The organism is Methylobacterium sp. ARG-1, assembly GCF_001262595.1.
Lineage (GTDB): Bacteria > Pseudomonadota > Alphaproteobacteria > Rhizobiales > Beijerinckiaceae > Methylobacterium > Methylobacterium brachiatum.
This window is the reverse complement of the sequence record NZ_LHCD01000002.1, coordinates 198,061-224,172: the sequence shown is the minus strand read 5'-3', so window position 1 is coordinate 224,172 and position 26,112 is coordinate 198,061. Positions and strand designations below refer to the sequence as shown.

The following is a 26,112-nucleotide window of genomic DNA, read 5'->3' as shown; positions in this document are numbered from 1 at the left end:
GGCGCCGGGGCGCCTCCTCCGTCGTCAGTCGCCGCCCTCGTCGGGAATGTTCAGGAGGTTGCCGCAGGCCTTGCAGTGCACGGCGTCCGGCTCGTGGCGCATCAACCCGCAAGCGTCGCAGGGAAACCGCACCTTGTAGGGGCGGAACACCACCTGGGCGAGGCGGAAGAACAGCGTCACGCCGCAGATCATCACGAAGACCGAGAGCAGGCGGCCCATCGGTCCCGGCAGGGTGATGTCGCCGTAGCCCGTCGTCGTCAGCGATGTCACCGTGAAGTACAGGGCATCGACCGGCGTCTGGATCGCCGGATTGCTGCCGTGCTGCGTGGCGTAGACGATGCCCGTCATCGTGAACACGAACACCACGAGGTTGGTGGCGGCCAGGATCGCGTCCTCGTTGCGACGAAACACGGCGCTGTCCTGGCGCAGCCGCTCGAGCAGGTGGTAGGTGCGCAGCAGGCGCAGCGTCCGCAGGATGCGCAGGAAGCCGACGCCCTCGACGATCACCGGCGCGAGGAACGAGGCGACGGCCACGACGTCCGCCCAGGTGCTCAGGTGCCGGAACTCCCGCAGCGGGGCGCGGCTGATGCCGAGGCGGGCGGCGAAATCGAGCAGGACGCAGACGCCCAGCGCCACGTCGCAGGCGATGATCCAAGAGGTCAGCGGCAGGAACGAGGTGACGATCACGAACGCGACCGTCGCCACGTCGAAGACGAGCAGCCCGTAGCGGAAGCGATGGGCCCGCCGCGTGTCCCCTTCATACAATTCGCGAAGCGTCGTGGCCGCTCTCGTCATCGCTCGTCGGCTTGGGAGAAGGAAGGTCAGGCGTTCCGCATCGGCCCTTACCAGGCAACGGGGCCTTCGGCATCGCCCATCAGCCGGGACAGCAGCAGGAGGATCAGCATGCCGAGGAGCAGCACACCCGAGAGGGCCATCACGAGATCGGACAGGCGGCCCTCGATGGTGCCGGGACGACGCCTCGGGAATTGACGGCGCATCGTGTTTCACCTGGTTCAGGGAACGGAGATGGATCACGCCTTCGGCGGCCCGGTCACGCCGCGGCAGCCGGTCTCGGCTCAGCTTCGGGCGCGGAGAGGCGGCGCGAGGCGGAGCACCAGCGCTCCGGCGGCCATGCAGGCGAGCGACCCGAGCAGCACGCCGATCTTGGTCTCGGCCTCCAGCTCCGGCTGCTGCGCGAAGGCAAGCAGGCCGATGAACAGGCTCATTGTGAAGCCGACCCCGCAGAGCAGGGCGATTCCGTAGACCTGCGCCCAGCTCGCATGGCCCGGGCGCTGCGCCCAGCCGAGCCGGACGGTCGCGAGCACAAAGCCGAAGACGCCGAGCTGCTTGCCGACGAACAGGCCCAGCGCCACGCCCAGCGTCACCGGATCGAGCAGCATCGCCGGCCTGACATTGGCGAAGGAGACCCCGGCATTGGCGAACCCGAATACCGGCAGGATCAGGAACGCCGTCCACGGGCTGATGGCGTGTTCGAGGCGGTGCAGCGGCGAGGTCGGATCATCCGGTTTGCCGGCGCTCAGCCGAAGCGGCACCGTCAGGGCGAGCAGGACGCCCGCGATGGTCGCGTGGACCCCCGACAGGAGCACGAACACCCAAAGCGCCGCGCCGAGGGTGAGGTACGGCCACAGGCGGCCGATGCCGGCCTTGTTCAGCCCGTAGAGCGCAGCCAGGGTCAGAGCCGCGCCGCCGAGCATCGGCAGCGACAGGTCGGCGGTGTAGAACAGCGCGATGATGAGCACCGCGCCGAGGTCGTCGATGATCGCCAGTGCGGTGAGGAAGACCTTGAGCGACACCGGCACGCGCGAGCCGAGCAAGGCCAGCACGCCGAGGGCAAAGGCGATGTCGGTGGCCGCCGGGATGGCCCAGCCCCGCAGAGTCTCGGGCGAATGCCAGTTGACGGCGGCATAGACGAGCGCCGGGACGACCATGCCGCCGAGCGCGGCCACACCCGGCAGGATGCGGTCCGGCCAGGTCCGCAGGCGCCCATCCAGCAGCTCGCGCTTGATCTCCAGGCCGACGAGCAGGAAGAACACGGCCATCAGGCCGTCGTTGACCCAGTGCAGGACCGACAGCGGGCCGATATGGGCCTTGAGCACGGCGAAGTAGGTCTCGGCCAGAGGCGCGTTGGCGACGACGAGCGCCAGCGCGGCGCTCGCCATAAGCACGAGCCCGCCCCCCGCTCCGCTCGTGAGCAGGTTGCGCAGAGACGACAGGGGACGAAGGCGTGACGGCATGCGCACAGGTCTTCCGCCGCTGGCGGCCCGACCAACGCAGAAACCTGCCGATCCGACCTCCGGATCGTACACCCGGGGCGGCCTATCGCATCGATGCGTGATTCCGGCAAGCGATGGCGGCACGTCCTGCACCGGCGCGCGAAGGCCCGTGAACGACCCAACTCGGCCACCCGGACAGCCGTCGGCGCTTCTCAAAAGCGGCCGTTCGTCAAATCTCCGGCAACTTCGGCTCGGGCGGTAACCGGACCTTGGCCGTTCGACCCGAAGCGGACGCTCTACTTCTGGCTTGCGGCGGTCGCTTTCGTGGTTCCAGCATGCGCCGAACCAGACTTCGCCAGCGCCGGGCCGCTCCAACGGGGCCGTATTCCTTCACATCGCCAGATTAGCTCGTTAGCGGCTGATGACCTTACTCACTCAATAATTTTGCCAAACTTGCTTGTTCCCAATTCGTATGACGTTCAAAGTCCGCCATCGAAATCTATAACTGCCAAGGCAAACGTTGAGGTGAGTGTTGTTTTGCTCAAATTTTGTGCAGTTAGGGCGTGAAACCTTTTGGTCCGAAGATCCCTTCGGACAAGTAGATCTAAAATCGAGGGACGAAAAAATTCATACCTGTTAGGAGATGGTCCATGAGAGCGCTGGTCTGGCACGGCACTGAGGACATCCGCTGCGACACGGTCCCGGACCCCAAGATCCAGGATGATCGCGACGCGATCATCAAGGTCACCGCCTGCGCGATCTGCGGCTCGGACCTGCACCTCTACGACCACTTCATGCCCGGCATGGAGAAGGGCGACGTCATGGGCCACGAGTTCATGGGCGAAGTCGTCGAGACCGGCAAGGGCATCAATGGCGCGCTCAAGAAAGGTGAGCGCATCGTCGTGCCGTTCACGATCATCTGTGGCGAGTGCGACCAGTGTAAGCGCGGCTACTTCTCCGTTTGCGAACGCTCGAACCGCAACAAGGACATCGCCGACAAAGCCTTCGGGCACACCACTGCGGGACTGTTCGGCTACACCCACCTCACCGGCGGGTACCAGGGTGGGCAGGCCGAGTACGTCCGCGTGCCGTTTGCCGACAAGACGCACATCAAGGTGCCGGAGAACCTGACCGACGAGCAGGTGCTGTTCCTCGGCGACATCTTCCCCACCGGCTGGCAGGCGGCCGTACAGGCCGATATCCAGCCGACCGATACGGTCGCGATCTGGGGCGCTGGTCCCGTCGGTCAGATGACGCTGCGCTCCGCGCTGCTGCTCGGGGCAAAGCAGGTGGTCTGCATCGACAGCGTGCCCGAGCGCCTGGAGATGGCGCGCGCCGGCGGTGCGATCACCATCGACAATAGCCAGGAAAGCACGGTCGAGCGGCTAAACGAACTCACGGGCGGCAAGGGCCCGGAGAAGTGTATCGATGCCGTCGGCATGGAGGCGCATTCGCCACGCGCGCTCGAACACGCCTATGACCGCGTCAAGCAGGCGGTGATGCTGGAGAGCGACCGCGCTTCAGTGCTGCGCGAGATGATCTATGTCTGCCGTCCCGCCGGCATCCTCTCGATCCCAGGCGTCTATGGCGGGCTCATCGACAAAGTGCCGATGGGAGCCCTGATGAACAAGGGACTGACCATTCGAACGGGGCAGACCCACGTGAACCGATGGACCGACGACCTCGTCAAGCGCATCGACGATGGTCAGATCGACCCTTCCTTCGTCATCACTCATCGGGCTGGGCTCGAACAAGGGCCTGAGATGTACAAGACCTTCCGCGACAAGAAGGACAACTGCTTCAAGGTGGTGCTCAGACCCTGAGGGGTTCCGCGGCCCGTCGCGCTACGGCGGGCCTGCTCACTTTGCCCTCCCTGCGGCAGCGAGGAAGTCAGCATGTCCGACGTTATGTCTCAACGCCGCCGGAGCGGCGCTCCTGATCACTCCGAGTTGCCGAGCTATCTTGTTTCAGATCCGCGCCGCAGGCCAGATCCCGCAACCAGGGAACTGGCCCAAGGCTTAGGTTGGTTCTCGATCGCCCTTGGGCTTACCGAGGTGACGTGCGGAGGCGCCATCGCTCGCTGGCTTGGAATGCCGCGCTCAGCCCCAGTCCTCCGAGCCTACGGCGTGCGCGAGCTCCTGCAGGGGGTCGGGATCTTGGGTGCGAGTGATCCGACCCCGTGGATATCGGCACGCGTGGTCGGAGATGCGCTCGATATCGCCACGGTACTGCCCGGGCTTGAGGGCCACAACCCGCGCAAGGACAACGTGCTGATAGCGCTTGTGGCATTGGCCGGCGTCACCGCAGTCGACGTGATGTGCGCGCGTAGCCTCTCGGAAGCCCCCCTTGCTCCGTCAGAGAAAGTCCGACGCGATTACCGCCGCCGCAGCGGCTTCCGCGGTCGCGCCGAGGCGATGCGGGGCGCGGCACGCGGCTTCAAACCGCCGCCCGACATCATCGGCCCAGAAGCGATGCGTCCTTGGAAACTAACTAACGCCTGAGGTCGGAAGGATGGCTGGCCTGATCCTGTCCGTCCTCGAACAGGCATCGGGCGCGCTCGTCATGGGCCTCGTCCTCGCCGACATCTTCCTGACGGTTCTCTACGCGCGCATCGGGACAGGTCTGGTCGCGGACAGGATTGCCCATCTCACCTGGGCGCTCTTCCGTGCCGCCGCCGATGCGGCCGGGCAGAAGCGAGGCGCCGTGCTGTCCTTCTGCGGCCCGGTCATCCTCGTCGTCTACGTCCTGCTCTGGGCCTTGGGGCTGACCCTCGGAGCCGGCCTGATCATCCACCCTGCGCTCGGTGTGGCGGTTCGTGCGAGCAGCGGCGAGACGCCGACTGACTTCATGACCGCCCTCTACGCGGGCGGCAGCAGCATGGCGATCGTGGGGGCCAGCGACTTCAAGCCGGTCACCGACAGCTACCGCGTCCTCTATCTCGTGAACTCCCTCGTCGGCATGTCGGCGACATCGCTGGTCCTGACCTACGTGATGCAGGTCTACAGCGCCCTCCGGCAGCGCAATGCCCTTGGGCTCAAGCTGCATCTCCTGACGGGTGAGAGCGCCGATGCAGCCGAGTTCCTGGCGCGGCTCGGGCCGCAGGGACAGTTTAGTTCAGGCTACACCCACCTGGCCGACCTCGCGGCGTCTCTTTCCGAGATCAAGGAGGCGCATCACTTCTATCCCGTGCTGTTCTACTTTCGCTTCCGTCAGCCCTTTTATTCGGTCTCGGCCCAGGTCTTCGTCGCCCTCGACACGGTGTCGCTGATCCGCAGCGGGATCGGAGGCCGTCAGGCAGCATGGTTGAAGGACGCCGCCGCCGTCGACGCAATCTGGCGCGTTGCCATGCTGCTCGTGGTCACGCTCGAAACGACATTTTTGCGCGGAGACCTGCCGACGCCAGCTGACGTCAGCAGCGCTGAAAGGGAAGCATGGCGCACGCGCTTCGCAGAAACTGTCAGGTATCTCTCTTCGGCGGGGATCGAGGCGATGCCCAGCGAGGCAGGCGCCGAGATTTATCTCTCGTTGCGGGCTCGATGGCAGCCACACATCGCGCGACTGGCACCGTCGATGGCTTACCACATCGACGAACTGAAACCCGGAGGAGACAAGCGCCGATGATATTTTCTCTTCCTGTAAGGGCGCGACGACGATGTCCGCTTCGATGGAACCGCTGTCCAAAAGCGGACGGGCGGGAAACCACCCCAAGCGGACGGCACCACGCCTCCGATGCCCCCCGCTACCGCGTCGCGAACTTGAGGCTGAGCGCCGCCTTGGCGACGAGGCCGGGGCTGGCGAGCGCGTCGAGATACTGCCGGTAGCGCTTGTCGAAGACGTTCTGGACGACGAAATCCGCCTTCACGCGGTCGTCGAGGTCGTAGGACGCGAAGAGATCCACCAGCCCGTAGGCCTTCGACGCCCGGTCCTTCGCGCCCTTGGGCAGGTCGGTGCGCGCATCCACGAGGTTCAGCCGCGTGCCGAGTTCCAGGCGGTCGCCGAGAAGGCGGAAGCCCAGGGTCGTGCTGATCCGGTCCGGCGGCACCGAGAGCAGGCTCTCGCGGGTGGTCCGGTCGCGCCCGTCGGTGTGGGTGGCGGAGAGGGTCACGAAGCCGCCGCCCCAATCGTAGGTGCCTTCCAGCTCGACGCCCGACAGGTCGGACCGGGCCAGATTGAGGTACTGGTACGAGCGGACCGGGATCACGCAGGGGAAGCGCCCGGGCCGGGCCGCGCAGAGCGCGGCCGGGATACCGGGGATCGCCGGCGCGTAGTAGGTCGGCCCGACGCTCCGCATGTCGATGAAGTTGTCGACCGCGTTGTCGAACACCGCGAGCTTGCCTCGCACCGCGTCCCCCGGGACCAGCACGGCATCGGTGCGCAGGTTGATGCCGCCCTCGACAGTGTGGGCCACCTCGGGCCGCAGCGCCGGGTTCGGCAGGATGCTGAACGCCGGGAACGGGTGGATGCCCTGCACCAGGGTCTCGGTGATCGAGGGCGCCCGGTAGCCCTCGGCATAGGTGCCGTAGACCTCGAAGCCGGCGACCGGCGAGATCCCGAGGGTGATCTTCGGCGAGATCCGGTCGCCGCCGGCATGGTAGGCGCCGCCATCCAGGACATAGGTGTCGTAGCGCAGCGCGCCGACCACCCGCAGCCAGGGGGCATAGCGCATCTCGTCCTGCACGAAGGCCCCGGCCAGTTCGCGCCGCCCCGAGGGCGTGAGGGCCGCGCCGAACCCGCCGGCCCGGTCGCTGGTCCGGACCCGGTTCTCGACGAGGTCGCCGCCGAAGGTCACGGCGTGGAGAAGCGGCCCGGTCTCGAAGCGGGCGGTGTCGTGGGCGTCGAACCCGGAGGTGTCGATCGTGTAGGTGAGCCGGTCGCCCGCCTTCGTGCCGAGGCGGCCGTAGGTGCCCCGGGGCGAATCCGCCAGGAAGACCAAGGCGTTGCGCGTCGTCGTAGTGTAGCCGTTGAGGCTGAGGTCCACGAGCGGCACGTCGGGCCGGGCGAAGCGGTAGCCGAGGCTGTAGGTGTCGGCCTGCACCGCGTTGGCGAAGCGCGCCCCCGCGCCGCTGCTGCCGGCATTGGCGAAATCGAAGCGCTGGAGCAGAGCCGTGCCGCGGATCGCGTGGCCGTCCGCCGGCCGCACCGAGAGCTTGGCCAGCCCGGAGGTCAGCGCGTTGCCGGTGTCGCGCACCAGGGTGCCGAGGCCGTCGCGATAGGGATCGGTCGTCCGGTAGGTGAACTGGCCGTACAGGTCGGCGGCGGTGCCGATCCGGGCGCCGAGCGCCGAGGTGTTCAGGAATTTCTGGCCGTTGGTCCCGAAGCCCTGCTTCTGCACGAAGCCAGCCGTCTCGTCGGGGGCGAGGATGTCGTCGATCGAGCGGGTCCGGAAGGCGACGACGCCGCCGATCGCGCCCGAACCATAGATCGTCGCGGTCGGCCCCCGGGTGATGTCGACGCCCCCGACCAGCTCGGGATCGAGGTAGAACACGCCGTTGGCCGAATGGCCCGAGGTCTGGAAGTCCTGGCGGGCGCCGTCGATCAGCACGTTGACCCGGCCGAAATCCTGCAGGCCGCGGATGTTGATCGCCTGGGCCGGGTTGGTCTGGCTCTCCTGGGTGGTCACGCCGGGCACGTCGCGCAGGATGGCGGAGAGCCGGCTCGGCTGCAGCCGCTGGATCTGCGCCTGGGTGACCACGCTGGTCCCGGACAGCGCGTCGATTGCGGCGCCGCCGGTCCTGGTGGCGGTCACCGACACGGTGTCGAGGGCGATCTCGGATTCGGGCTGCGGGCGCCCGTCCGGCGGCGCGGCGGCCTGCTGCGCCTGGGCGACGGTGAGGCTCAGAAACGAGACGCCGAGCGCGAAGAGCGCACGGCGGGAAGCATAGGGCATGACGCGATCCGCGAAAGCACAGTCTAAGGGGAGCGCTGGCTGGCGGATGGCTGGCTTGCGGCCTGCCTCTTGTGCGGACGCGACCGATCAACGCAACCGTCTCTGCGACGGCTTGCTTTTCAATGCTTCGAAGCTGCCCCTGCGTCAGCTCACAACACTTCTAGACCGCGCGATCGCGGCTCAGCTTTGTTGCGAGCTGGCAACAGTCCGGTGCGGCAGGATGAACGGCTGATCGGGGCCGGGAATGTGTCCGACCGGCCAGCGCACCCCGAACACCCGGGCGATCAGGTCGTCCCGCAGCACGTCCGCGGGCCGCCCGGTGGCGACCAGCCGGCCGCCTTCGAGGACCAGCAGCGTGTCGGCATAGGCGGCCGCGAGGTTGAGGTCGTGCAGGATCGCCACCACGGCGACGCCGGAGGCCGCCAGCGCCGCGGCGGCGTCGAGGAGCGCGCCCTGGTGGCGCAGGTCCAGACTCGCGGTCGGCTCGTCGAGGAACAGCACCTGCCGGTCGGACAGCGTGCGGCCGGCCTCCATCTGGCAGAGCACCCGGGCGAACTGCACCCGGGCCTGCTCGCCGCCCGAGAGGGTCGGGTAGGCCCGGGCCGCGAGATGGGCGATGTCGGCTCGGTCGAGGGCACGGGCCAGGATCGCGTCCCGGTCGCGCGCGGTCAGGCCCCGGCCGATGCCGTCGAGGCCGATCCGGGCCACGTCGGCGGCGGCGAACGGGAAGGCGAGGCGCGCGGCCTGCGGCAGCACCGCCCGCATCGCGGCAAGCCGCCAGGCCGGGATCGCACCCACCGCCTCGCCCCTGTAGGCGACCTGCCCGCGGGTGGGGCGCAGCTCGCCGCAGAGCAGGCGCAGCAGGGTCGACTTGCCGGCGCCGTTCGGGCCGACGACCACCTGCAGGGAGCCGGCGGCCACGTCGAGGGACACGTCGCGCACGAGGTCGCGCCCGGCCACCGTGACGGTGAGGTCGCGGGCGGAGAGCAGGGCCGGCTCAGGCATCGGCGGCGACCCGCGCCCGGCCGAGCAGCAGCCACAGGAAGACCGGCGCGCCGACCAGCGCGGTGACGATCCCGATCGGCAGCTCGGCCGGCGCCGCGACCAGCCGGGCGACGACGTCGGCGAGCACCAGGAACGCGCCGCCGAGCAGGGCCGAGGCCGGCAGCAGCAGGCGGTGCTCCGGGCCGATCGCCAAGCGCAGGGCGTGGGGCACGACCAGGCCGACGAAGCCGATCACCCCGGCGCCGGCCACGCTCGCCCCCACGGCGACGGCGACCAGGAAGATGCAGGCGCGCTTGAGCCGCTCCACCGGGATCCCGAGATGGAACGCCTCCGCCTCCCCGAGCACCAGAGCGTTGAGGCCGCGGCCGAGGAACGGCACCGCGACCAGAACCGGAAGGATCAGCGGCGCGGAGGCCGCGACCTTGCCCCAGGTGGCGCCGCTAAGGCTGCCCAGCGACCAGAAGGTGAGATCGCGCAATTGCCGGTCGTCGCTCGCATAGGTCAGCAGGCCGGTGAGCGCGCCGCTCAGCGCCCCCAGGGCGATGCCGGCGAGCAGCATCGTCGCCACCGCGGTCCGGCCGGACCGGGTCGCCAGAGCGTAGAGAATCAGGGTCGCGCTCAAGCCCCCCAGGAAGGCGCCGGCCGGCAGGGCGAGATAGGGCAGCGGCCCGGGCAGGCCGGCATAGGCGAGCAGCCGGTCGCCCAGCACGATGATGCAGGCGGCGGCAAAGCCCGCCCCCGACGAGACCCCGACGAGGGCAGGGTCGGCCAGGGGATTGCGGAACAGCCCCTGCATCAGCGCGCCCGAGACCGCGAGCCCGGCGCCGATCATCAGCCCCAGCAGGGTGCGGGGCAGCCGGATGTTGAGCACCACCAGGGCGTCGCGCGCCAGGGCCGGATCGGCGCCGCCACCGGTCAGCACCGCCAGGACCCGCTCCGGCGGGATGCGGATCGCCCCGAGGCTGACCGAGAGCAGTGCGACGGCAAGCATCAGCAGGGTGAGCCCCGCCAGCACCCATGGCAGGGCGACGCGGGGGTTCAGCAGACCCCGGGGATCTCCCAATCGCCCCCTCATCCTGAGGTGCTTCCGCGCAGCGGAAGCCTCGAAGGAGCCCTCCAGATGTCACCGCGATCGCTGGAGGGCTCCTTCGAGGCCCAACGATCTTCGATCGCCGGGCACCTCAGGATGAGGTCGAGATGGGGAAAACCGTAGTCAAAAAAAAGCTCACTCACCCGGCAGGCCCGGATAGATCGCGCGCATCAGCTCGATCGCGGCCTGGGGGGTGCGCGGCCCGAAGCCCAGGAGGTAGAGGCCGTCCATGGCGATCAGGCGGCGCTGCGCGCCGGCCGGGGTCCGGCCCAGGGCGGTGTCGGGGGCGAAGATGGTCTCGGGCCTGGGCGGCTCCGGGCCGTTCTGCATCATCACCACCGCGTCGGGGGCGGCGGCGACGATGGCCTCGTCGGTCATCGGCTTGAACCCGGAAACGCCGGCGGCCGCGTTGGTGATGCCGGTGAGCGCGAGCATGCCGTCCGCGGTGGAGCCGGTGCCGCCCACGACCGTGCGCCCACCCTGCAGGGACAGGACCACGATCGCCCGGGCGGGCGTCCCGATCCGGGCGCGGCGGGCCGCGACCTCGGCGAAGCGGGCGCGCACCTCGGCGGCGAGGGAATCGGCCTCGGTCGTGAGGCCGGCGAGGCGCCCGATCACGGCGATCTTGTCGAGGACGCCCTCCGGGCTCGGCGGCTCGGCGACGGTCTCGACCCGCAGGCCGGCCTCGCGCAGCTGGGCCAGGACGGCGGGTGGGCCGGCGCCGTCGGCGGCGATCACCAGATCGGGCCCGCAGGCGAGCAGGCCCTCGGCCGAGAGCGCCCGCAGGTAGCCGACGTTCGGCTTCTCGCGCAGGGCCTCGGGCGGATAGAGGCTGGTGGTGTCCACCGCCACGATCCGCGGGCCGGCGCCGATCCGGTACAGGATCTCGGTGACGGCGCCCCCCAGGGCGGCGATCCGGGCGGCGGTCGCCGCGGCGGCGGCTCCGCGGGGGGCGAGCGCCACGGTGGCGGCGGCGGCCAGGAGGGAACGGCGCGACCAAGCGGGGGCGATCGTCATTTGGTCAGGATCAGCTTGTCGTTGGCGGTGATGCGGAGCCGGTACCGCTGGCCGGCATGCCGGATGACGATCTCGCGGCGCCCCCGCAGGAGGCTGGCCGACACGATCTCCTCGTCCCGCTCCGAAGCTACGGCACGGAGCGCCAGATGCGGATCCCCGCGACCGTCGGCGCGCGCAACCCGGTTCTCATCCCCGTCCAGACCGGACATCTTCAGGAAGCCTCAGATTCGTTCTTTGTAACACTTCGAAATACAAAGACACGTGGCAGAGGCCGAACCATAGGGGCGATCTGCGGCAAATACCAGAGCCGGCCCAGCCGGGATAACCTTGCGCAGATCCAGTCTAGTCAGATTGATCTTCGCTGCGCTACGTCGCCGCCGCGGCGGGGGAAGACTGCACCGCCGGGCATGAAGGGCGACGCTGGTCGATCGATCCGCCGGTCTCGGCCGCGAAAACCGGTCCGGTGTGCCGGGTCCGCGGCGGCCTCAGCCGAACAGGGGCAGGCCCGCGCCGATGATGACGAGCCCGAGCACGATCAGGCTCCCGCCCGCGCTCTCCAGGGTCGCCTGCTGCACCGACCGCTTCGGGGCGATGCCCGCCAGGGTCGCGCCGGTGACGAGGCAGAGGACGCTCAGGATGGTCATGACAGGCGCCTCCAGCGGCCGGGCTTCGGACACGCGCAACGGTTTCGGTCCGCATAAGGATGCAGCGCCGGCCTTAACGAACGGTCCACGCGGATCGCCGAGCCGGTATCCCCAGTGACGCGCTAGCTCCGCGGGAAGCGCCGGAGGTCGATCTCGATGGCGATCCGGTCGGCGCCGATCGCGGAGAACCGGATCCCGGCGCTCTCGAAGGTCTGCCGCACCGCCTGCCGGATCCGCGGACGCGGGCTCTCGCCGAACTCCTCCATCCGGCGGACGCTGGAGCCCGAGACCCCCGAGGCCGCCGCGAGGCCCTGGATCGACCAGCCGATGACCGCCCGGGCGCCGCGGATCAGCGGCCCGAGCGCGGCATCCGGCACCGCGTCGCGCGCGTCCTCCGGGACCGCGAGCACGAGGCCGAACCATTCGCGCACGGATCCGTCGGGCTCGGCCTGCGCCGCGCCCCGACTGCTGAACCGGCGATACGTCCCGTCCGCGCCGCGGATGCGATATTCCGCGTGGTAGGGCGTGCCGGTGGTTCGGGCCGCCTGCCAGGCGGCCAGGGCGGACCGGCGGTCGTCGGGATGAAGCGCGTGGAGCCAACCGAGCCCCGCCATCTCGGCGGCGCTCTGCCCGGTCAGCTGCTCCCAGCCGGCCGCCATCTCGATCTCCCCGGCGGGATGGGCCGACCAGGTCGCGGCGGTGACCGCCCGCAGGACGCCGGTCTGGCGGCCCTGCATCCAGGCCGTGATCTCCCGGGCCTCGTGCGGCGCCGTGGTGTCGAGCAGGACGCCGTCCGTGCGCGCGGGCCGCGCATCGGGTCCGAGTACGACGTCGGTCTTCAGGGCGACCCAGCGGACCGTGTGGTCGGGCCGGATGATCCGGAATTCCCGATCGACCGCATGGCCGAGCTGGATCAGGTCCCAGAGGTCCGCTTGCTCGGCTTGGTCGTCGGGATGGATCAGCCGGCGGAACAGGCTGCGCAGATCGTCCGCGAGCGGAAGCCCGCTCACCCGGTGAAAGCCCTGGGACCCCCAGAGGCGGCGGGTCGCGATATCGAACGACCAGAAGCCGACCCCGCCCCGCTCCTCGACCAGCTTCAGCATCTGATAAGACGAAAGAGGAATTCCCTCTATGATATTATCGTTATCGAACGCTGAAATTTGATTATGTTTCATCTAAACGAACTCAAACTGAGCACATAATGATCGGAGCCGGCCTTATAAAGATCTATATTCAATCCGCAGTGTTTTCCATCGGACAGTATTCCGTCCCCGGATCTTGTAACGCAGCGGCGGCCGCCTTCGCTAGGTCAAGCTAAGCAGTGCTTCGCTGCGGTGCCGACATGGCGCCGGGCGCCCCATCCCCCGAAGCCGGCACGCGGCCTGGCCGACGCCACCCAGGCCTGCATGGCGCGCCGTCTACTTAAAGTTTTGCATTTCGTCCAGGCCATCGCCAAGATCCCGAACGGGCAGTCCGGCAAAGTGAACCGATTCTGATCAAGTTCAGTCGAACAGAAACGTTTTGCGCCTGTGCTGAGCAGATTTCACTCAGAAAAAAACTCGTGGCTCGGCCGCTTTCGTATAAAGATTATGATCTCATTAGTTTATGTCTGTCATATTATATTCATATGACGTGACGCGTGGCGGTTTTCTATAGTAATCAATGCAATAACATCTCTGACAGGATCGAAAACAAGATCTTCGATCAACGGCTCACCTGAATACCAACACACCCGCCTCTCCCGAGCGGCGGGACATCCTCTGCCCCCGACTGAAGGCGTCGACACATGGCTCTCGCGAAGAAATCCGCCATCCACTCCATCCCGGCCCCGGCCGTCCCGAGGGAGCGCGTTTCGGCGTCCGCGGGTCGGTCGCACCTCGTCGCCGAGGCGGAGAAGCGCAAGGCCCGGACCTTCGCGCGCCAGCAGAAGGCCGCCGAGCGGATCGCCTCGGCCACCGCCGAGCTGTCCAGCGGGATCGCCGAGGCTTCGGCCGCGGCCGAGGAGCTGCGCAAGGCCTCCGAGCAGATCGGCGTCGGCGCCGAGGAGGCCGCGGGCGCCGCCCAGGAGACCATGAAGGCGGTGAACCAGGGCGGGATCCTGATCCAGGCCGCCAAGGAGAATGCCGGAACCTCCCTGCGCAAGACCGAGGCCCTGTCCGGGCTGATCGGCGAGACCGCGGCGCAGATCGCTGCCTCGGTGGCAGCCATCGCCAAGGCCTCCGAGCGCCAGGAAGCCTCGGTGAAGCTGGTCGAGGAGCTCGACCGGCAGGCGAGCGCCATCGGCGAGATCGTGAAGGCCGTCGCCCGGATCGCCGACCAGACCAACCTGCTGGCGCTGAACGCCGCCATCGAGGCGGCCCGGGCCGGCCAGCACGGCAAGGGCTTCGCGGTGGTCGCCGACGAGGTGCGAACCCTGGCCGAGACCAGCGAAAAATCCGCCCGCGACATCCAGGCGCTCGTGGCCCAGATCCAGGCCGACGTGAAGGTCGCGGCCGACGGGATCAGCCAGTCCGCGGTCTCGGCCCGGGCCGAGGTCGAGAAGGGCCGGACGGTGACCACCCAGCTCGACCGGGTGCGCGCCGACATGGCCGAGATCATCGCGGGCTGCGGCGACCTGGCCCGCGCGGCCGACGAATCGGCCACCGCCGCTACCGAGGCGCAGAAGGGCGCCGAGATCATTGCGGCGGCGGCCGAGGAGCAGAGCGCGGCCTGTCAGGAGGCCGGCAAGATGGTCGAGCAGCAGACCACCGCGCTGTCGCAGAGCGAGGACGCCGCCCAGGAGCTGTCCGGCCTCGCCGAGGAGCTGAAGAACAGCACCAATATCGGCAAGAGCGCCGAGGAGGTCGCCTCCGCGGCCGAGGAGCTGTCCAGCGCCGTCGAGGAGATCAACCGCGCCGCCGCGCAGGTCACGATCGCCCTCGACGAGATCACCAAGGGCGCGCAGCAGCAATCGGCCGCGACCCAGCAATCCTCGGCGGCGATCGCGCAGATCGAGCGCTGGGCGCAGGTGTCCCAGACCCTCGCCGGCATCGCCGTGGAGAAGGCACAGGGGATCTCGGACTTGCTGGTCGAGAACAAGGGCCTGGTCGACGGGATGATCGTGGGCCTCGAGCAATCGGTGGAGGCTGGCCGCGTCAGCCGCGATCAGATCGCGTCCCTGGAGCAGGTCAGCCGGCGCATCGACAAGATCGTGGACGCGATCACCACGGTCTCGATCCAGACCAACATGCTGGCGGTCAACGGCTCGGTCGAGGCGGCCCGCGCCGGCGAGTTCGGCAAGGGGTTCGCGGTGGTCTCGACCGACATCCGCAACCTCGCCCGGGATTCCGCCGAGAACGCCGAGCGGATCAAGGACACGGTCAAGACCATCCAGGACACGATCGTGTTCGTGCGCGGCGATCTCCAGGAGATCGCCGAGAGCGCCGCCACCGAGGTCGAGAAGAGCAGCGCGATCTCGCGCAACCTTGACGCCGTGGCCAAGGACATGGCCGAGGTGCTGTCCGGCAACCGGGAGATCCTGACCGGCGCCGACGGCATCGTCCGCATGGTCCGTGAGGTCCAGACCGCGATCGAGCAGGTCGCCGCCGCGGCCCAGCAGGCGGCCCGCACCTCCGCCGAGGCCGGGATCGCCGCCAGCGAGCAGGGCAAGGGCGCCGAGCAGCTCGCCGCCGCGATCGAGGAGATCGCCTCGCTCGCCGACGAGCTCCAGGCCGCCTGAGCCGAACCGCCCGGGGAGCGAGAGACCGACCATGGCAGACGCAGCAGCTCAGGCGGTGCAGGCGCTGGATCCCGGGTTCACGCCCGATCCGGCGGAGGCCGCCGCACGGCCAGACCACGCGGACGACCGCAGCGAGGCCCGTCAGTTCGTGATCTTCCACGTCGAGACGGAGATGTTCGCCGTCGCGCTGGCCGACGTGCAGGAGATCATCCGGATCCCCGAGGTGGTGCGGGTGCCGTTCAGCCCCGCCTCGCTGCTGGGGCTTGCCAACCTGCGGGGCACGGTCCTGCCGGTGCTGAACCTGCGGGACGTGTTCGCCTTCCCGCCGGTGCTGGACGACGACGCCACCCGGGTCGTGGTGCTCGACCAGGGCAATCCGATCGGCCTGGTGGTCGACCGGATGGCCAATGTCGTCACCGTCGATCCCGACCGGATCGAGCCGACCTCGGCGATCGAGGGCAGCGTCGACACCGCGCTCCTGACCGGGATGATCAAGGGCGACGACGGCCATTCGATGGTGATGATCTTGGACGCGGCCCAGCTGGTGAGCCGCGAGTTCAGCCAGATCGCCGCGAAGGTCCGCCGGGCCGCCGGCCAGGTCCAGGCCGCCGACGCGGATTCAGCCGACCGGGCCGAGATCGAGGCCGACGAGGACCAGCTCGTGAGCTTCGAGGTGGCGGGGCAGGAATACGCCTTCCCGATCGAGCGGGTGCAGGAGATCGTGCAGCTGCCCGAGCGCCTCACCCACGTCCCGAACGCACCGCCCCACGTGCTCGGGGTGATCACCCTGCGCAACCGCCTGCTGCCGCTCGTGTCGCTGCGCGAGATGTTCGGCCTCGAGGCCAAGGCATTCACTGAGACCAACAAGGTCGTGGTGGTGTCGCTCGGCGAGGGTGGGACCCTGTCGGTCGGCGTCGTGATGGACAGCGTCAAGGAGGTGCTGCGGGTCAGCCGCACCCTCGTCGAGCCGATGCCGGCGCTGCTGTCACAGGACGGCGGCATGGACGAGATCCAGGCGATCTGCCGGCTGCAGGAGGGGCGGCGCCTCGTCTCCGTCCTGTCGGTCGAGAAGATGTTCGACACCAGCGCGCTGCGCAAGCTGGCCGTCACGGAGGACGAGGGCATGCGGGCCGAGGGACGACAGGACGGGGACGAGCGCCACGACGCCGCCGACGAGGAGCAGTTCGTCGTGTTCCGGCTGATGGGCGAGGAATACGGCGTTCCGATCGAGGCGGTGCAGGAGATCGTCCGCGTCCCGGACGAGCTGACCCGCATCCCCAAGGCGCCGTCCTTCGTGGAGGGGGTGATCAACCTGCGCGGCGTCGTCCTGCCGGTGGTCGATCAGCGCCGCCGCTTCAACCTCGCCGAGGCGGAGCGCAACGACCGGCAGCGGATCATGGTCTTCACCGTCCGCGGCGTCCGGACCGGCTTCATCGTCGACTCGGTCTCCGAGGTGATGCAGATCTCGGCCAAGGCGATCGGCGACGCGCCCAACCTCTCAGACGCGCAGCAGCGCCTGATCCGCCGGGTCGCCAACCTGGAGAGCCAGAAGCGCATGGTGCTGCTGCTCGACACGATGCAGCTCCTCGACACGCAGGAAGCCGCCGCCGTCCGGCTCACGGCCCATTGAGCCTGCGTCCGAGCCCCGGCCCGGACCTGCGCCCCGTCACCCCGCAACCCTGGCGAGATCCCGCATGATCCGCGCCCTCGTGGCCGATGATTCCGCCTTGATGCGCAGGCACCTCACGCAGCTCCTCGAAGCGGTGGGCGGCTTCACGGTCCAGACGGCCCGCAACGGCGTCGAGGTCCTGGAGGCGCTCCAGAGCTTCGATCCGCACGTGATCACCCTCGACGTCAACATGCCGGAGATGGACGGGATCACCTGCCTGTCGCGGATCATGAGCGAGGATCCGCGGCCGGTGGTGATGGTCTCGTCGCTGACCGAGGAAGGCGCCGAGACGACCCTGCAGGCGCTGAGCCTCGGGGCGGTCGATTTCGTCCAGAAGCCCGGCGGCACGATCTCCCTGTCGATCGACCGGATCCACCGCGAGCTGCTGCTGAAGGTCCGCAGCGCCGCGACCACCCGGGTCCGCCGCAGCACCGGCCTGCGCGGGCGCCTGGCCGCACAGCGCCGCCGTCCCGCCCTGCCGCCGTCGGCCAGGGTCTCCTTCACGGGCGGTCGCCCCGGGCTGGTGCTGGTCGGCGTGTCAACGGGTGGCCCCGGGGTGCTGGAGGACATCCTGCCGCGCCTGCCGGCGGACTTCCCCTGGCCGATCCTGGTCGCCCAGCACATGCCGAGCAGCTTCACCGGGGTCTTCGCCCGGCGGCTGAACGACCTCTGCGCGGTCTCGGTGGTGGAGGTCGCTCGGCAGATGCCGGTCGAGCCCGGCACGGTCTACATCGCCAAGGGGGATGCCGACCTCGTCGTGACCCGCCGCGGCATCGGCTATTCCGCGACGCCGCTCCCGCAGAGCGACACGCATATCTGGCATCCGAGCGTCGCCCGCATGGTCGAGAGCGCGCTCGCCCTGCTCCCGGCCAACCGGCTGATCGCCCTGCAGCTCACCGGCATGGGCGACGACGGCGCCGAGGCCATGGCCCGGCTGCGCGCCGGCGGCGGCCTGACCATCGCGCAGGACGAGGAGACGAGCGTCGTCTTCGGGATGCCGCAGGAACTGATCAAGCGCGGCGGGGCCAGCGTGGTCCTGCCGAGCGATGCGATCGCAGAGCAGCTCATCGAATGGCTCGGTGCCCCGGAGGCCGGGGCTCTAGCCGGGGGACGCCGCCGTGGGACTTAAGAAGCCGACCGCTCCGCCGAAGACCGAGCCCGAGGCGCCGCCGCACGCGGATCTCGCTGGGCTCAAGGCCGCGCTCGCCGCCCCGGGGGCCAGCGAGCGCCGCCGGGCCGCCCGGGAGCTCGGCGCGTTCCCGGAGGCCGGGCCGCTGCTCTGCGCGCATCTCGCGCGCGAGCCGGCCGCCAGCGTCCGGGCCGTGATCCTGACGACGCTGATCCGCCTCAAGTCGCCTGCCGTGGTGGAGGGCCTGCTGCCGCTGCTGCGCAGCGAGGACAGCGCCCTGCGCAACGCCGCGATCGAGGCGCTTCAGGAGATGCCCATGGAGGTCGAGCCGCATGTCGCCGACCTGCTGGCCGATCCCGACAGCGACGTCCGCATCCTGGCGGTGAACATGCTGAGCCTGCTGCCGCACCCGAAGGCGCCGGACTGGCTGGCCGAGGTCGTGGCGCGCGAGGCGCACATCAACGTCTGCGCCGCGGCGGTCGACGGCCTGGCCGAAATCGGCAACGAGCGCGCGATCGCACCGCTCCAGGCCCTGGCCGCGCGCTTCCCCGAAGTGCCGTTCATCCGCTTCGCGGCCGGCGCGGCGATCCGCCGGATCGGGGGGGCGTGATGCAGCCGCCCCGTTCCCTCGGCCAGACCGCCCCGGCGATCCTGGTGACCGAGGAGGAATACGAGAAGTTCTACGAATACTTCTACCGCCGCACGGGCATCTCGTTCAGCGGCAAGAAGGAGTATTTCGTCGAGAAGCGTCTCCTGGAGCGGATCGCCAAGACCGGGAGCGACAGCTTCAAGTCGTATTTCACCCTGCTGCGCTTCCAGGCCTCGGGCGAGGAGCTGCAGCATCTCGTCAACCTGATGACGGTCAACGAGACCTACTTCTTCCGCGAGGATTACCAGTTCGACGCCCTGGTGCGGGGCATCCTGCCGGAGATCACCCGGACGCGCCGGCCCGGCGGGACGCTGCGGATCTGGTCGATGCCGTGCTCGACCGGCGAGGAGCCGTACTCGATCGCGATCCAGATCCTCGAAAACTGGTCCCGGGCGGACGAGTTCGACATCGAGATCACCGGGTCGGACATCGATTCCCGGGTGCTCGCCGATGCCCGCAAGGGGATCTACAGCAACCGCTCCTTGCAACGGCTGTCACCGGAGCTGCGCAAGAAGTATTTCCGATCAGTCGGCGAGGACCAGTTCGAGATCCACGAGGAGCTGCGCAGCTCCATCGATTTCTCGATCGCCAACCTGTCGGACCCGATCCACATGCATCGCTACCGCGCGATGGACGTGATCTTCTGCCGCAACCTGTTGATCTATTTCGATGATACGTCCCGACGCGCCGCGGTCGAAGCGCTCTACGAATGCCTGACCCCGGGCGGCTTCATCTGCCTGGGTCATTCCGAGAGCATGAGCCGCATGTCGTCGATGTTCCTGCCGCGCAAGTTCGGCGACACGATCGTCTACCAAAGACCGATCGATTAGGATTGAGGCGGGCATGTCCGGCAAACGAATACTCGTCGTCGAAGACGGCATCACGATGCGGTTGTTCTATCAGGACGTGCTCGGCCGGGCCGGGTTCGTCGTCGAGGAGGCCGCCAACGGGGTCGAGGGCCTGGAGAAGGCACTGCTCGGCGGCTTCGACCTGATGATCGTCGACATCAACATGCCCAAGATGGACGGCTACGAGCTGGTGACGCGCATCCGCCGCGAGCCGTCGCTCCAGGCGATCCCCGTGGTCACGATCAGCACCGAGGCCAAGGACGCGGATGCGAGCCGGGCCTACGCGGTCGGGGCCAACTTCTACATCGTCAAGCCGGCCGACCCCGTGCTGCTGGTCGAGACCGCGCGCCTGCTGACGGGTGCGCAGGCATGACCAACCCCCTGCTGGCCCGGTTCATCCCGGAGGCGCGCGAGTTGCTGCAGGTCTCCGCGAGCGGCCTGCTGAAGCTGGAGCGCAACCCGACGGACGGGACCGCGATCAACGAGGTGTTCCGGGCGGTCCACACGATCAAGGGCTCGTCCGGCCTGTTCGACGCGCTGGCCCTGACCCGGCTGGTCCACGCCGCCGAGGATCTCCTCGGGGAGGTCCGGTCCGACGCGCTCCAGATCGACTCCGCCCTGGTCGACATGCTGCTCGACAGCCTCGACCAGGTCGGCCAGTGGATCGACGAGCTGGAGCGGCGCGCGGTCCTGCCGACGGATGCGGACGCGGTCGCGCACCGGATGTCCACGCTCCTGCGCCAGCGGCTGCGCACGCCGGACGACGCCCCCGGCGGGGAGCCGGCAGACGCGCCGCAGGCGGCCGCGCAGCCCGGCACGGATCCGGCGCCGGGTGACGACACCGCGACGCTGCCGCCCGCGCTCCTGGCGCGGCTTCCCGCCCCGGCCTGCCTGGACGCGTTCCGGCGCGCCTGCCGCGGCGAGACCGTCCACCTCGTCCGCTACGCGCCGGAGCCGGGCTGCTTCTTCAACGGCACCGATCCCCTGCAGGCGATCCAGCAGGTCCCCGGCGCGCTCGCCCTCGACATCGCACCCGACCAGCCCTGGGGGCCGCTGGAGGATCTCGACCCCTACCAGTGCAACCTGCACTTCGCCCTGCTGAGCACCGCGCCCCGGCCCGAGATCGAGCAGGCGATGCGCTACGAGCTCGACCGGGTCACCATCGCCCCCGTGCGAGCCCGGGACCTCGTGCGCATCGAAGGCGCGGCCAGCGACGGGCCGATCTGGGACGATTTCCGCGCGGCGGCCTCGGCGTTCCTCGATGCCGGGCGCCACGACGATCTGCGCAAGGCCGTGGCGGCCCTGCGCAGCGTCGCCGGGCCGACGCTCTGGCGCCGCCAGGCGCTGGACTGGCTGGAGGTCGCCCTCTCGGCGGGCGAGCCCGATCGGGATCTCGTGGCGGCTTTGGTGGCGGCCGCCGGGACCGGCCGGTTCGATCCGGCCCCGGCCGGCCCGCGTCCCGCCGGCGAGGCCCCGGCGCAGCAGCTGGCTTCGCAGGCCGCCGACCCCCGGGAGGACGTCGCCCGCACCGTCCTCACCAGCCAGCACCGGGCGCTGGAGCGCATGGGCTACGACGCGGAGCGCCTCGCCTCGGTCGGCACCGTGATGGGCAACGTCCTTCTCAGCCTCGGCCGCGACGCCGAGCGGGCGGCGATCCAGGCGGCGCTGGACGAGGCCCGGGAGACCCGCTCGGTCGCGCCGGTGCTCAGCGCCCTGTCCGCCGTGCTGGACGGCGCGCCGCTCCAGCGGGTGGGGGCCGCGCCGGCGCCGGCCGAGGCGCTGCCGCAGGGCTTTTCCGAGGACGCCGCGTCGGTTCCGGTCGCGGGCAAGGAGCCGGAAGGGCGCCTGGCCGCCAAGTCCCTGAAGGTCGATCAGGCGAAGATCGACCTGCTGATGAACCTGATCGGCGAGTTGGTCGTCTCCAAGAACGCCCTGCCGTTCCTCGCCAAGCGCGCGGAAGAGACCTATGCCTCGCGCGAGATGTCCCGCGAGATCAAGGAGCAATACGCGGTCATCGACCGGCTCGCCCAGGAGATGCAGGGCGCGATCATGCAGGTCCGCATGCTGCCGGTGGCCGAGATCTTCGACCGGTTCCCCCGGCTGGTGCGCGACCTCGCGCGCAAGCTCGGCAAGCGGATCGACCTCGTCCTCGAGGGCGAGGATACGGCCGCGGACAAGACCATCATCGAGGCCCTGGGCGACCCGCTGCTGCACATCGTCCGCAACTCCCTCGATCACGGGATCGAGGCGCCGGAGGAGCGCCGGGCGGCCGGCAAGCCCGCCACCGCGCGCCTCCTCCTGAAGGCCCGCCAGGAGGCCGACAGCGTCGTCATCGAGGTCCAGGACAACGGCCGCGGCATCGATCCGGCCCGGATCCGCGCGGCCGCGGTCGCCAAGGGCGTGGTCGGCCAGGAGGAGGCGGACCGCCTCTCCGACCAGGAGGCGATCAACCTGATCTACCGCCCGGGCTTCTCGACGGCCCTGGAGGTCTCGGACCTGTCCGGCCGCGGGGTCGGGATGGATGTGGTGCTGACCACCGTGGAGAAGCTCGGGGGCCAGGTCTCGGTGAGCTCCCGCCTCGGCGAGGGGACGACGACGCGCCTGGCCCTACCGCTCAGCATGGCGGTCACCCGGATCATGATCGTGGAGACCGCCGGCAGCCTCTACGGCGTGCCCATGGACATGATCGTCGAGACCGTGCGGGTGCCCCGCGAGCGCATCCGCATGATCAAGAAGGCCGAGACCTTCGTGCTGCGCGAGACGATCATCCCGCTGCTGCGGCTGTCGCGCCTGCTGCACCTGCCCGAGCAGCCCCGGGGCGAGGCCGACGCCGCCGTGCTGGTCTGCCACGTCAACGGCCGACGGGTCGGGCTGATCATCGACAACTTCCGGGAGGGGATGGACGTGATCCTGAAGCCTCTGGAAGGCGTGCTTGCGGGCATCGGCGGCTATGCCGGCACGACCCTCCTGGGGGACGGCCGGGTCCTCCTAGTGCTCGATCTCAGGGAGCTGCTGTGATGGCCATCCGGATCGCCCGAAAGACCATCCACCTCGAAGGGCATTGCAGCGTCGAGGAGGCCCTGCCGCTGCTGGAGGCCCTGCGCAAGCCGGGCGCCCACAAGGTCGTGCTGACCAAGTGCCAGGGGCTGCACACCGCCATCCTCCAGGTCCTGGCCGCCGCGCGGCCGGCCACCCTCGCGCCGCCCGCCGACCCGGCGCTGGCCGGGCTCGTCATGCCGTTCCTCGAGGCGTTCCGGCAGGCCGCGCCGCAGCGTTCCGCCCCACCGGCCTCCGGAGCGGCCGCTTGACCACGATCCTGGCCATCTCGAACCGGAAGGGCGGCAGCGGCAAGTCCACGACTTCGGTCAACCTGGCGGCCGAGTGCGGCGCCCGCGGCCGGCGCACGCTGCTGGTCGACCTGGACACTCAGGGGCATGCCGGTCTCGGCTTCGGCATCGTGCCGGAGCGCGACGCGCCGACCGCCCACCACATCTTCACGAGCCCGGATTTCGACCTGCAGGCGGCGATCCGGCCCACCGCCTTCGCGGGCGTCTCGGTCGCCCCCGCCGACCAGCTGTTCGACGGGATGACGGTCGTGGACCGCAGTGTCTCGGCCCTGCAGCGCGGCCTGCGCGGCCCGGAGATCGCGGCGCGGTTCGACCTCGTGATCGTCGACACGCCGCCCTCGCTGGACATGATCCTGGTCAATGCGCTGGCCGCCGCCGATGGTGTCCTGGTCCCGATGATCCCCCACGCTTTGTCGGCCGAGGGCGTGCGCCAGTTGGCCCGGCTGTTCTTCCGCATCGCCACCACGATCAACAGCGGCCTGAAGGTGGTCGGCCTGCTGCCGGTGATGCTCAACGTGCATACCAACCACCACCGCGAGACGATGCAGGACATCGCCCGGGAATTCGGGATCGAGCGCGTGCTCACCGGCATCCGGACCGACATCCGCCTCGCGGAGGCGTTCGCCGCCCGTAAACCCATCCGGGACTACGCGCCCTCCAGCCGCGGCGCCGCCGATTACGCCCTGCTGACCGACGAGCTCACCGCCGTCTGGCAGGCCGACACGGCCCCCGCATCCCACGCACCGTCCTAGGAGACACTCTTGGCCACGACGATCATGATTGTCGACGATTCCCCGACCATGCTGATGAGCATCGAGGGCATCCTGAGCAAGGCCGGCCTCGGCGTCGTCAAGGCGGCGAGCGGCGAGGAAGCCGTCACGACGCTGCAGGGCGGCACCAAGCCCAACCTGCTGATCACCGACCTCAACATGGGGGCGATGAACGGCATCGAGCTGATCCGCCGGGTGCGCAAGCTCTCGGGCCTGCAATTCATCCCGATCCTGATGCTGACCACCGAGTCCCAGCAGGACAAGCGCAACGAGGCGAAATCGGCGGGTGCCACGGGCTGGATCGTCAAGCCGGTGGACCCGGATGCCCTGCTCAAGGTGATCCGCCAGCTGGTCCCCGGAGCCTGATCGTGGCCTGGGCCCCTCCCCCCCTCGCGCTCCGATGGTCCGGACCGCTCTGCGCCGGGCTGTCGGCCGTGATGCTCGCCGCCGCCGGCACGGTGGCGTTCGGGCCCGTGCCGGGCGTCGCCGCCCTGGCGGCCCTCGGCTTCGCGGCGAGCTGGGGGGCGAGCTGGGTCTCGGCGGTGCTGAGCCGCTCGTCGCCGAGCCGGGAGGCGCCGGCGCACCGGGCGCCCGCGGAGGCGCCGCAAGCGGAATCGCAACAGGACGATCCCGGCGCGCAGGAGGCGACGGGACGGGCGGCGGTCCCGGCCGAGATTCCGGCCGAGATCCAGGCCACCCTGGCCGACCATCTCGCGGTCTACGACCGCCTGTTCGAGCGCGCCACCACCGACACGGCCTCGGTCACCACGGAGACCGAGGCCGCCGCCTACGACATCATGACCAGCCTGCGGGAGGTCGACGGTGCCATGAGCGAGCTGCTCGCCTTCCTGGACCTGTCCGGCTCCAACACCCGGGTGGTCGAGATCGTCGACCAGACCGACCGGCAGCTCACCGAGAATCGCCAGCTGATCGGCGACTTCCTGGTCCGCCGCGACGAGGACGTGGTGACCTGCCGGCAGCGCCTCGACGAGCTCGACGTCGCCACCGCCCAGCTCACCCGGGCGACCGACGGCGTGTAGGCCATCGCCCGCCAGACCAACCTGCTCGCTCTGAACGCGACGATCGAGGCGGCCCGGGCCGAGAAGGCCGGCGCGGGCTTCGCCGTGGTGGCGCGGGAGGTCAAGGAGCTCTCGAGCGCCTCCGCGGGGACCGCGACCCGCATCGCTCAGGATCTCGCCAGCCTGCGCGTCTCCATCCGCGAGAATTTCGCCAGCCTGGTGACCGACCGGGTCGAGAGCGAGCGCGGGGAGCTGATGAAGATCGCCTCGGCGATCGCCAGCCTGACGGAGAACATGGAGCGCCTGGTCGCCCACCAGCGCGACACGCTGGTGAAGGTCCAGGAAGAGAGCGCCCGCATCGCCCAGCCGATCGTCCGGCTCATCGGATCGATTCAGTTTCAGGACGTCACGCGCCAGCGCCTGCAGCATCTCGAGAGTATTTTCGCCGCCGCCCGCACGCATCTTCGCGCACTGGATCTGTCGAATCCATTGACGAAATCTTGGCCCGACGCTAGATCATTTGCAGAAATTGCACTTTCCGAGGGACCGTCACCCCCAAGAAGCACAGAAAAACAAAATAAGGATATCGAATTATTTTAGTTGGTTTTGAAACATTGCATTCTACGAGATGCATCTACCCTGAAGGTCAGGCTTGTGATGCACCCTTTCAGCATTCATGACAGGAGGATTGATCGATGGCATCGATCCTACTGACGGATGACGTGGCCGTCGTGCGGATGACGGTCCGGCGGTTTCTCGAGCGGGGCCAGCACAGGGTCGAGGAATGCGGGTCCGCCGCCGAGGCGGAGGCCCTGTTGGGCAGCCGCCCGTTCGACATCCTCGTCACCGACCTCTGGATGCCCGGGCGGGACGGGCTGACGCTGATCGGCTGGGTCAAGGCGCACAAGCCCGGCCTGCCGATCATCGCGATCACCGGGGGCGCCCCGCGGGCACCGCAGCTCTTCTCGATGGAGGAGGCCGCGCGCGTCGGGGCCGACCGCGTGCTCATGAAACCGGTCGGCATGCAGGAACTCCTGGCCGCCATCTCCGCCCTCGCCCCATCGGACGCCAAGGAGTGATCGAACA

The 26,112-nt window shown here is 69.3% G+C and carries 26 protein-coding genes; 16 read left to right on the top strand and 10 right to left on the bottom strand.

Annotated elements, in window-relative coordinates; all coding sequences use genetic code 11:
- Positions 1-24 precede the first annotated feature (24 nt).
- From AKJ13_RS02880 to nhaA, 3 genes are all read right to left on the bottom strand, one after another.
- The gene (locus tag AKJ13_RS02880; RefSeq protein WP_050731989.1) at positions 25-795 is read right to left on the bottom strand and encodes a potassium channel family protein; all 771 of its coding nucleotides are present in this window, start codon (positions 793-795) and stop codon (positions 25-27) included.
- Positions 796-842: 47 nt separating this feature from the next.
- Positions 843-998 (bottom strand): hypothetical protein, encoded by a 156-nt coding sequence (locus AKJ13_RS32155; protein WP_200905573.1) that lies wholly within the window; start codon positions 996-998, stop codon positions 843-845.
- 78 nt (positions 999-1,076) lie between these two features.
- Entirely contained in the window at positions 1,077-2,255 is a 1,179-nt protein-coding gene (gene nhaA / locus AKJ13_RS02875) for a Na+/H+ antiporter NhaA (RefSeq protein WP_050731988.1), read from the bottom strand.
- A gap of 629 nt (positions 2,256-2,884) precedes the next feature.
- On the opposite strand from nhaA, the gene AKJ13_RS02870 reads away from it, so the two are divergent.
- The 3 genes from AKJ13_RS02870 (at position 2,885) to AKJ13_RS02865 (ending at position 5,855) form a co-directional block, all read left to right on the top strand.
- Entirely contained in the window at positions 2,885-4,057 is a 1,173-nt protein-coding gene (locus tag AKJ13_RS02870; protein ID WP_050731987.1) for a zinc-dependent alcohol dehydrogenase, read from the top strand.
- Between the two features lie 72 nt (positions 4,058-4,129).
- Entirely contained in the window at positions 4,130-4,735 is a 606-nt protein-coding gene (locus AKJ13_RS30165) for a cyclase dehydrase (protein WP_082316838.1), read from the top strand.
- Positions 4,736-4,757: 22 nt separating this feature from the next.
- Positions 4,758-5,855, top strand: a complete 1,098-nt coding sequence (locus AKJ13_RS02865; RefSeq protein WP_050732146.1) for a hypothetical protein — start codon at positions 4,758-4,760, stop codon at positions 5,853-5,855.
- A 118-nt stretch (positions 5,856-5,973) separates the two neighbouring features.
- Here AKJ13_RS02865 and AKJ13_RS02860 read toward each other — a convergent pair whose 3' ends face one another.
- From AKJ13_RS02860 to AKJ13_RS02830, 7 genes are all read right to left on the bottom strand, one after another.
- The gene (locus tag AKJ13_RS02860; RefSeq protein ID WP_050731986.1) at positions 5,974-8,121 is read right to left on the bottom strand and encodes a TonB-dependent hemoglobin/transferrin/lactoferrin family receptor; all 2,148 of its coding nucleotides are present in this window, start codon (positions 8,119-8,121) and stop codon (positions 5,974-5,976) included.
- A 180-nt stretch (positions 8,122-8,301) separates the two neighbouring features.
- Positions 8,302-9,126, bottom strand: a complete 825-nt coding sequence (locus AKJ13_RS02855; RefSeq protein WP_050731985.1) for a heme ABC transporter ATP-binding protein — start codon at positions 9,124-9,126, stop codon at positions 8,302-8,304.
- Entirely contained in the window at positions 9,119-10,201 is a 1,083-nt protein-coding gene (locus AKJ13_RS02850; RefSeq protein WP_050731984.1) for an iron ABC transporter permease, read from the bottom strand. The genes AKJ13_RS02855 and AKJ13_RS02850 overlap by 8 nt, the downstream gene beginning before the upstream one ends.
- 150 nt (positions 10,202-10,351) lie before the next feature.
- Positions 10,352-11,233 (bottom strand): ABC transporter substrate-binding protein, encoded by an 882-nt coding sequence (locus tag AKJ13_RS02845; protein WP_050731983.1) that lies wholly within the window; start codon positions 11,231-11,233, stop codon positions 10,352-10,354.
- Complete coding sequence (locus AKJ13_RS02840) at positions 11,230-11,442, bottom strand: hemin uptake protein HemP (RefSeq protein WP_050731982.1); 213 nt, start codon at positions 11,440-11,442, stop codon at positions 11,230-11,232. Before AKJ13_RS02840 ends, AKJ13_RS02845 begins: the two co-directional genes overlap by 4 nt.
- Before the next feature lie 276 nt (positions 11,443-11,718).
- Positions 11,719-11,877 (bottom strand): hypothetical protein, encoded by a 159-nt coding sequence (locus tag AKJ13_RS32150; RefSeq protein WP_007567468.1) that lies wholly within the window; start codon positions 11,875-11,877, stop codon positions 11,719-11,721.
- Between the two features lie 122 nt (positions 11,878-11,999).
- Positions 12,000-12,980: a PAS domain-containing protein gene (locus AKJ13_RS02830; RefSeq protein WP_050731980.1), complete on the bottom strand. Its 981-nt coding sequence runs from the start codon at positions 12,978-12,980 to the stop codon at positions 12,000-12,002.
- 683 nt (positions 12,981-13,663) lie between these two features.
- Between AKJ13_RS02830 and AKJ13_RS02825 the strand changes: the two genes are divergently transcribed.
- The 13 genes from AKJ13_RS02825 (at position 13,664) to AKJ13_RS02765 (ending at position 26,105) form a co-directional block, all read left to right on the top strand.
- Positions 13,664-15,595: a methyl-accepting chemotaxis protein gene (locus tag AKJ13_RS02825; protein ID WP_050731979.1), complete on the top strand. Its 1,932-nt coding sequence runs from the start codon at positions 13,664-13,666 to the stop codon at positions 15,593-15,595.
- A 31-nt stretch (positions 15,596-15,626) separates the two neighbouring features.
- Entirely contained in the window at positions 15,627-17,225 is a 1,599-nt protein-coding gene (locus AKJ13_RS02820; protein WP_050731978.1) for a chemotaxis protein CheW, read from the top strand.
- Positions 17,226-17,289: 64 nt separating this feature from the next.
- On the top strand, positions 17,290-18,393 hold the full coding sequence (gene cheB, locus AKJ13_RS02815; protein ID WP_050731977.1) for a chemotaxis-specific protein-glutamate methyltransferase CheB: 1,104 nt from the start codon (positions 17,290-17,292) through the stop codon (positions 18,391-18,393).
- Positions 18,383-19,003, top strand: a complete 621-nt coding sequence (locus tag AKJ13_RS02810; RefSeq protein WP_050731976.1) for a HEAT repeat domain-containing protein — start codon at positions 18,383-18,385, stop codon at positions 19,001-19,003. Before cheB ends, AKJ13_RS02810 begins: the two co-directional genes overlap by 11 nt.
- A complete protein-coding gene (locus AKJ13_RS02805; protein ID WP_050731975.1) occupies positions 19,003-19,872 on the top strand; it encodes a protein-glutamate O-methyltransferase CheR in 870 nt (289 codons plus the stop codon). Before AKJ13_RS02810 ends, AKJ13_RS02805 begins: the two co-directional genes overlap by 1 nt.
- 13 nt (positions 19,873-19,885) lie before the next feature.
- On the top strand, positions 19,886-20,263 hold the full coding sequence (locus AKJ13_RS02800) for a response regulator (protein WP_050731974.1): 378 nt from the start codon (positions 19,886-19,888) through the stop codon (positions 20,261-20,263).
- The gene (locus tag AKJ13_RS02795; protein ID WP_050731973.1) at positions 20,260-22,908 is read left to right on the top strand and encodes a chemotaxis protein CheA; all 2,649 of its coding nucleotides are present in this window, start codon (positions 20,260-20,262) and stop codon (positions 22,906-22,908) included. Before AKJ13_RS02800 ends, AKJ13_RS02795 begins: the two co-directional genes overlap by 4 nt.
- Positions 22,908-23,198, top strand: coding sequence for a hypothetical protein (locus AKJ13_RS02790; RefSeq protein WP_050731972.1), 291 nt, complete (start codon positions 22,908-22,910; stop codon positions 23,196-23,198). The genes AKJ13_RS02795 and AKJ13_RS02790 overlap by 1 nt, the downstream gene beginning before the upstream one ends.
- The gene (locus AKJ13_RS02785; RefSeq protein WP_050731971.1) at positions 23,195-23,989 is read left to right on the top strand and encodes a ParA family protein; all 795 of its coding nucleotides are present in this window, start codon (positions 23,195-23,197) and stop codon (positions 23,987-23,989) included. The genes AKJ13_RS02790 and AKJ13_RS02785 overlap by 4 nt, the downstream gene beginning before the upstream one ends.
- Positions 23,990-23,998: 9 nt before the next feature.
- On the top strand, positions 23,999-24,373 hold the full coding sequence (locus AKJ13_RS02780) for a response regulator (protein ID WP_144426170.1): 375 nt from the start codon (positions 23,999-24,001) through the stop codon (positions 24,371-24,373).
- A 2-nt stretch (positions 24,374-24,375) separates the two neighbouring features.
- Positions 24,376-25,047, top strand: a complete 672-nt coding sequence (locus AKJ13_RS02775) for a hypothetical protein (RefSeq protein WP_144426169.1) — start codon at positions 24,376-24,378, stop codon at positions 25,045-25,047.
- A gap of 3 nt (positions 25,048-25,050) precedes the next feature.
- Entirely contained in the window at positions 25,051-25,626 is a 576-nt protein-coding gene (locus AKJ13_RS02770) for a methyl-accepting chemotaxis protein (RefSeq protein WP_082316836.1), read from the top strand.
- A 95-nt stretch (positions 25,627-25,721) separates the two neighbouring features.
- On the top strand, positions 25,722-26,105 hold the full coding sequence (locus AKJ13_RS02765) for a response regulator (protein ID WP_050731968.1): 384 nt from the start codon (positions 25,722-25,724) through the stop codon (positions 26,103-26,105).
- Positions 26,106-26,112 lie beyond the last annotated feature (7 nt).

What these genes read in the sequence shown, in the direction of transcription:
- AKJ13_RS02880 (WP_050731989.1), bottom strand. Translation starts at nt 795, where the DNA reads ATGACGAGAGCGGCCACGACGCTTCGCGAATTGTATGAAGGGGACACG.
- AKJ13_RS32155 (WP_200905573.1), bottom strand. Translation starts at nt 998, where the DNA reads ATGCGCCGTCAATTCCCGAGGCGTCGTCCCGGCACCATCGAGGGCCGC.
- nhaA (WP_050731988.1), bottom strand. Translation starts at nt 2,255, where the DNA reads ATGCCGTCACGCCTTCGTCCCCTGTCGTCTCTGCGCAACCTGCTCACG.
- AKJ13_RS02870 (WP_050731987.1), top strand. Translation starts at nt 2,885, where the DNA reads ATGAGAGCGCTGGTCTGGCACGGCACTGAGGACATCCGCTGCGACACG.
- AKJ13_RS30165 (WP_082316838.1), top strand. Translation starts at nt 4,130, where the DNA reads ATGTCCGACGTTATGTCTCAACGCCGCCGGAGCGGCGCTCCTGATCAC.
- AKJ13_RS02860 (WP_050731986.1), bottom strand. Translation starts at nt 8,121, where the DNA reads ATGCCCTATGCTTCCCGCCGTGCGCTCTTCGCGCTCGGCGTCTCGTTT.
- AKJ13_RS02855 (WP_050731985.1), bottom strand. Translation starts at nt 9,126, where the DNA reads ATGCCTGAGCCGGCCCTGCTCTCCGCCCGCGACCTCACCGTCACGGTG.
- AKJ13_RS02850 (WP_050731984.1), bottom strand. Translation starts at nt 10,201, where the DNA reads ATGAGGGGGCGATTGGGAGATCCCCGGGGTCTGCTGAACCCCCGCGTC.
- AKJ13_RS02845 (WP_050731983.1), bottom strand. Translation starts at nt 11,233, where the DNA reads ATGACGATCGCCCCCGCTTGGTCGCGCCGTTCCCTCCTGGCCGCCGCC.
- AKJ13_RS02840 (WP_050731982.1), bottom strand. Translation starts at nt 11,442, where the DNA reads ATGTCCGGTCTGGACGGGGATGAGAACCGGGTTGCGCGCGCCGACGGT.
- AKJ13_RS32150 (WP_007567468.1), bottom strand. Translation starts at nt 11,877, where the DNA reads ATGACCATCCTGAGCGTCCTCTGCCTCGTCACCGGCGCGACCCTGGCG.
- AKJ13_RS02830 (WP_050731980.1), bottom strand. Translation starts at nt 12,980, where the DNA reads ATGCTGAAGCTGGTCGAGGAGCGGGGCGGGGTCGGCTTCTGGTCGTTC.
- AKJ13_RS02825 (WP_050731979.1), top strand. Translation starts at nt 13,664, where the DNA reads ATGGCTCTCGCGAAGAAATCCGCCATCCACTCCATCCCGGCCCCGGCC.
- AKJ13_RS02820 (WP_050731978.1), top strand. Translation starts at nt 15,627, where the DNA reads ATGGCAGACGCAGCAGCTCAGGCGGTGCAGGCGCTGGATCCCGGGTTC.
- cheB (WP_050731977.1), top strand. Translation starts at nt 17,290, where the DNA reads ATGATCCGCGCCCTCGTGGCCGATGATTCCGCCTTGATGCGCAGGCAC.
- AKJ13_RS02805 (WP_050731975.1), top strand. Translation starts at nt 19,003, where the DNA reads ATGCAGCCGCCCCGTTCCCTCGGCCAGACCGCCCCGGCGATCCTGGTG.
- AKJ13_RS02800 (WP_050731974.1), top strand. Translation starts at nt 19,886, where the DNA reads ATGTCCGGCAAACGAATACTCGTCGTCGAAGACGGCATCACGATGCGG.
- AKJ13_RS02795 (WP_050731973.1), top strand. Translation starts at nt 20,260, where the DNA reads ATGACCAACCCCCTGCTGGCCCGGTTCATCCCGGAGGCGCGCGAGTTG.
- AKJ13_RS02790 (WP_050731972.1), top strand. Translation starts at nt 22,908, where the DNA reads ATGGCCATCCGGATCGCCCGAAAGACCATCCACCTCGAAGGGCATTGC.
- AKJ13_RS02765 (WP_050731968.1), top strand. Translation starts at nt 25,722, where the DNA reads ATGGCATCGATCCTACTGACGGATGACGTGGCCGTCGTGCGGATGACG.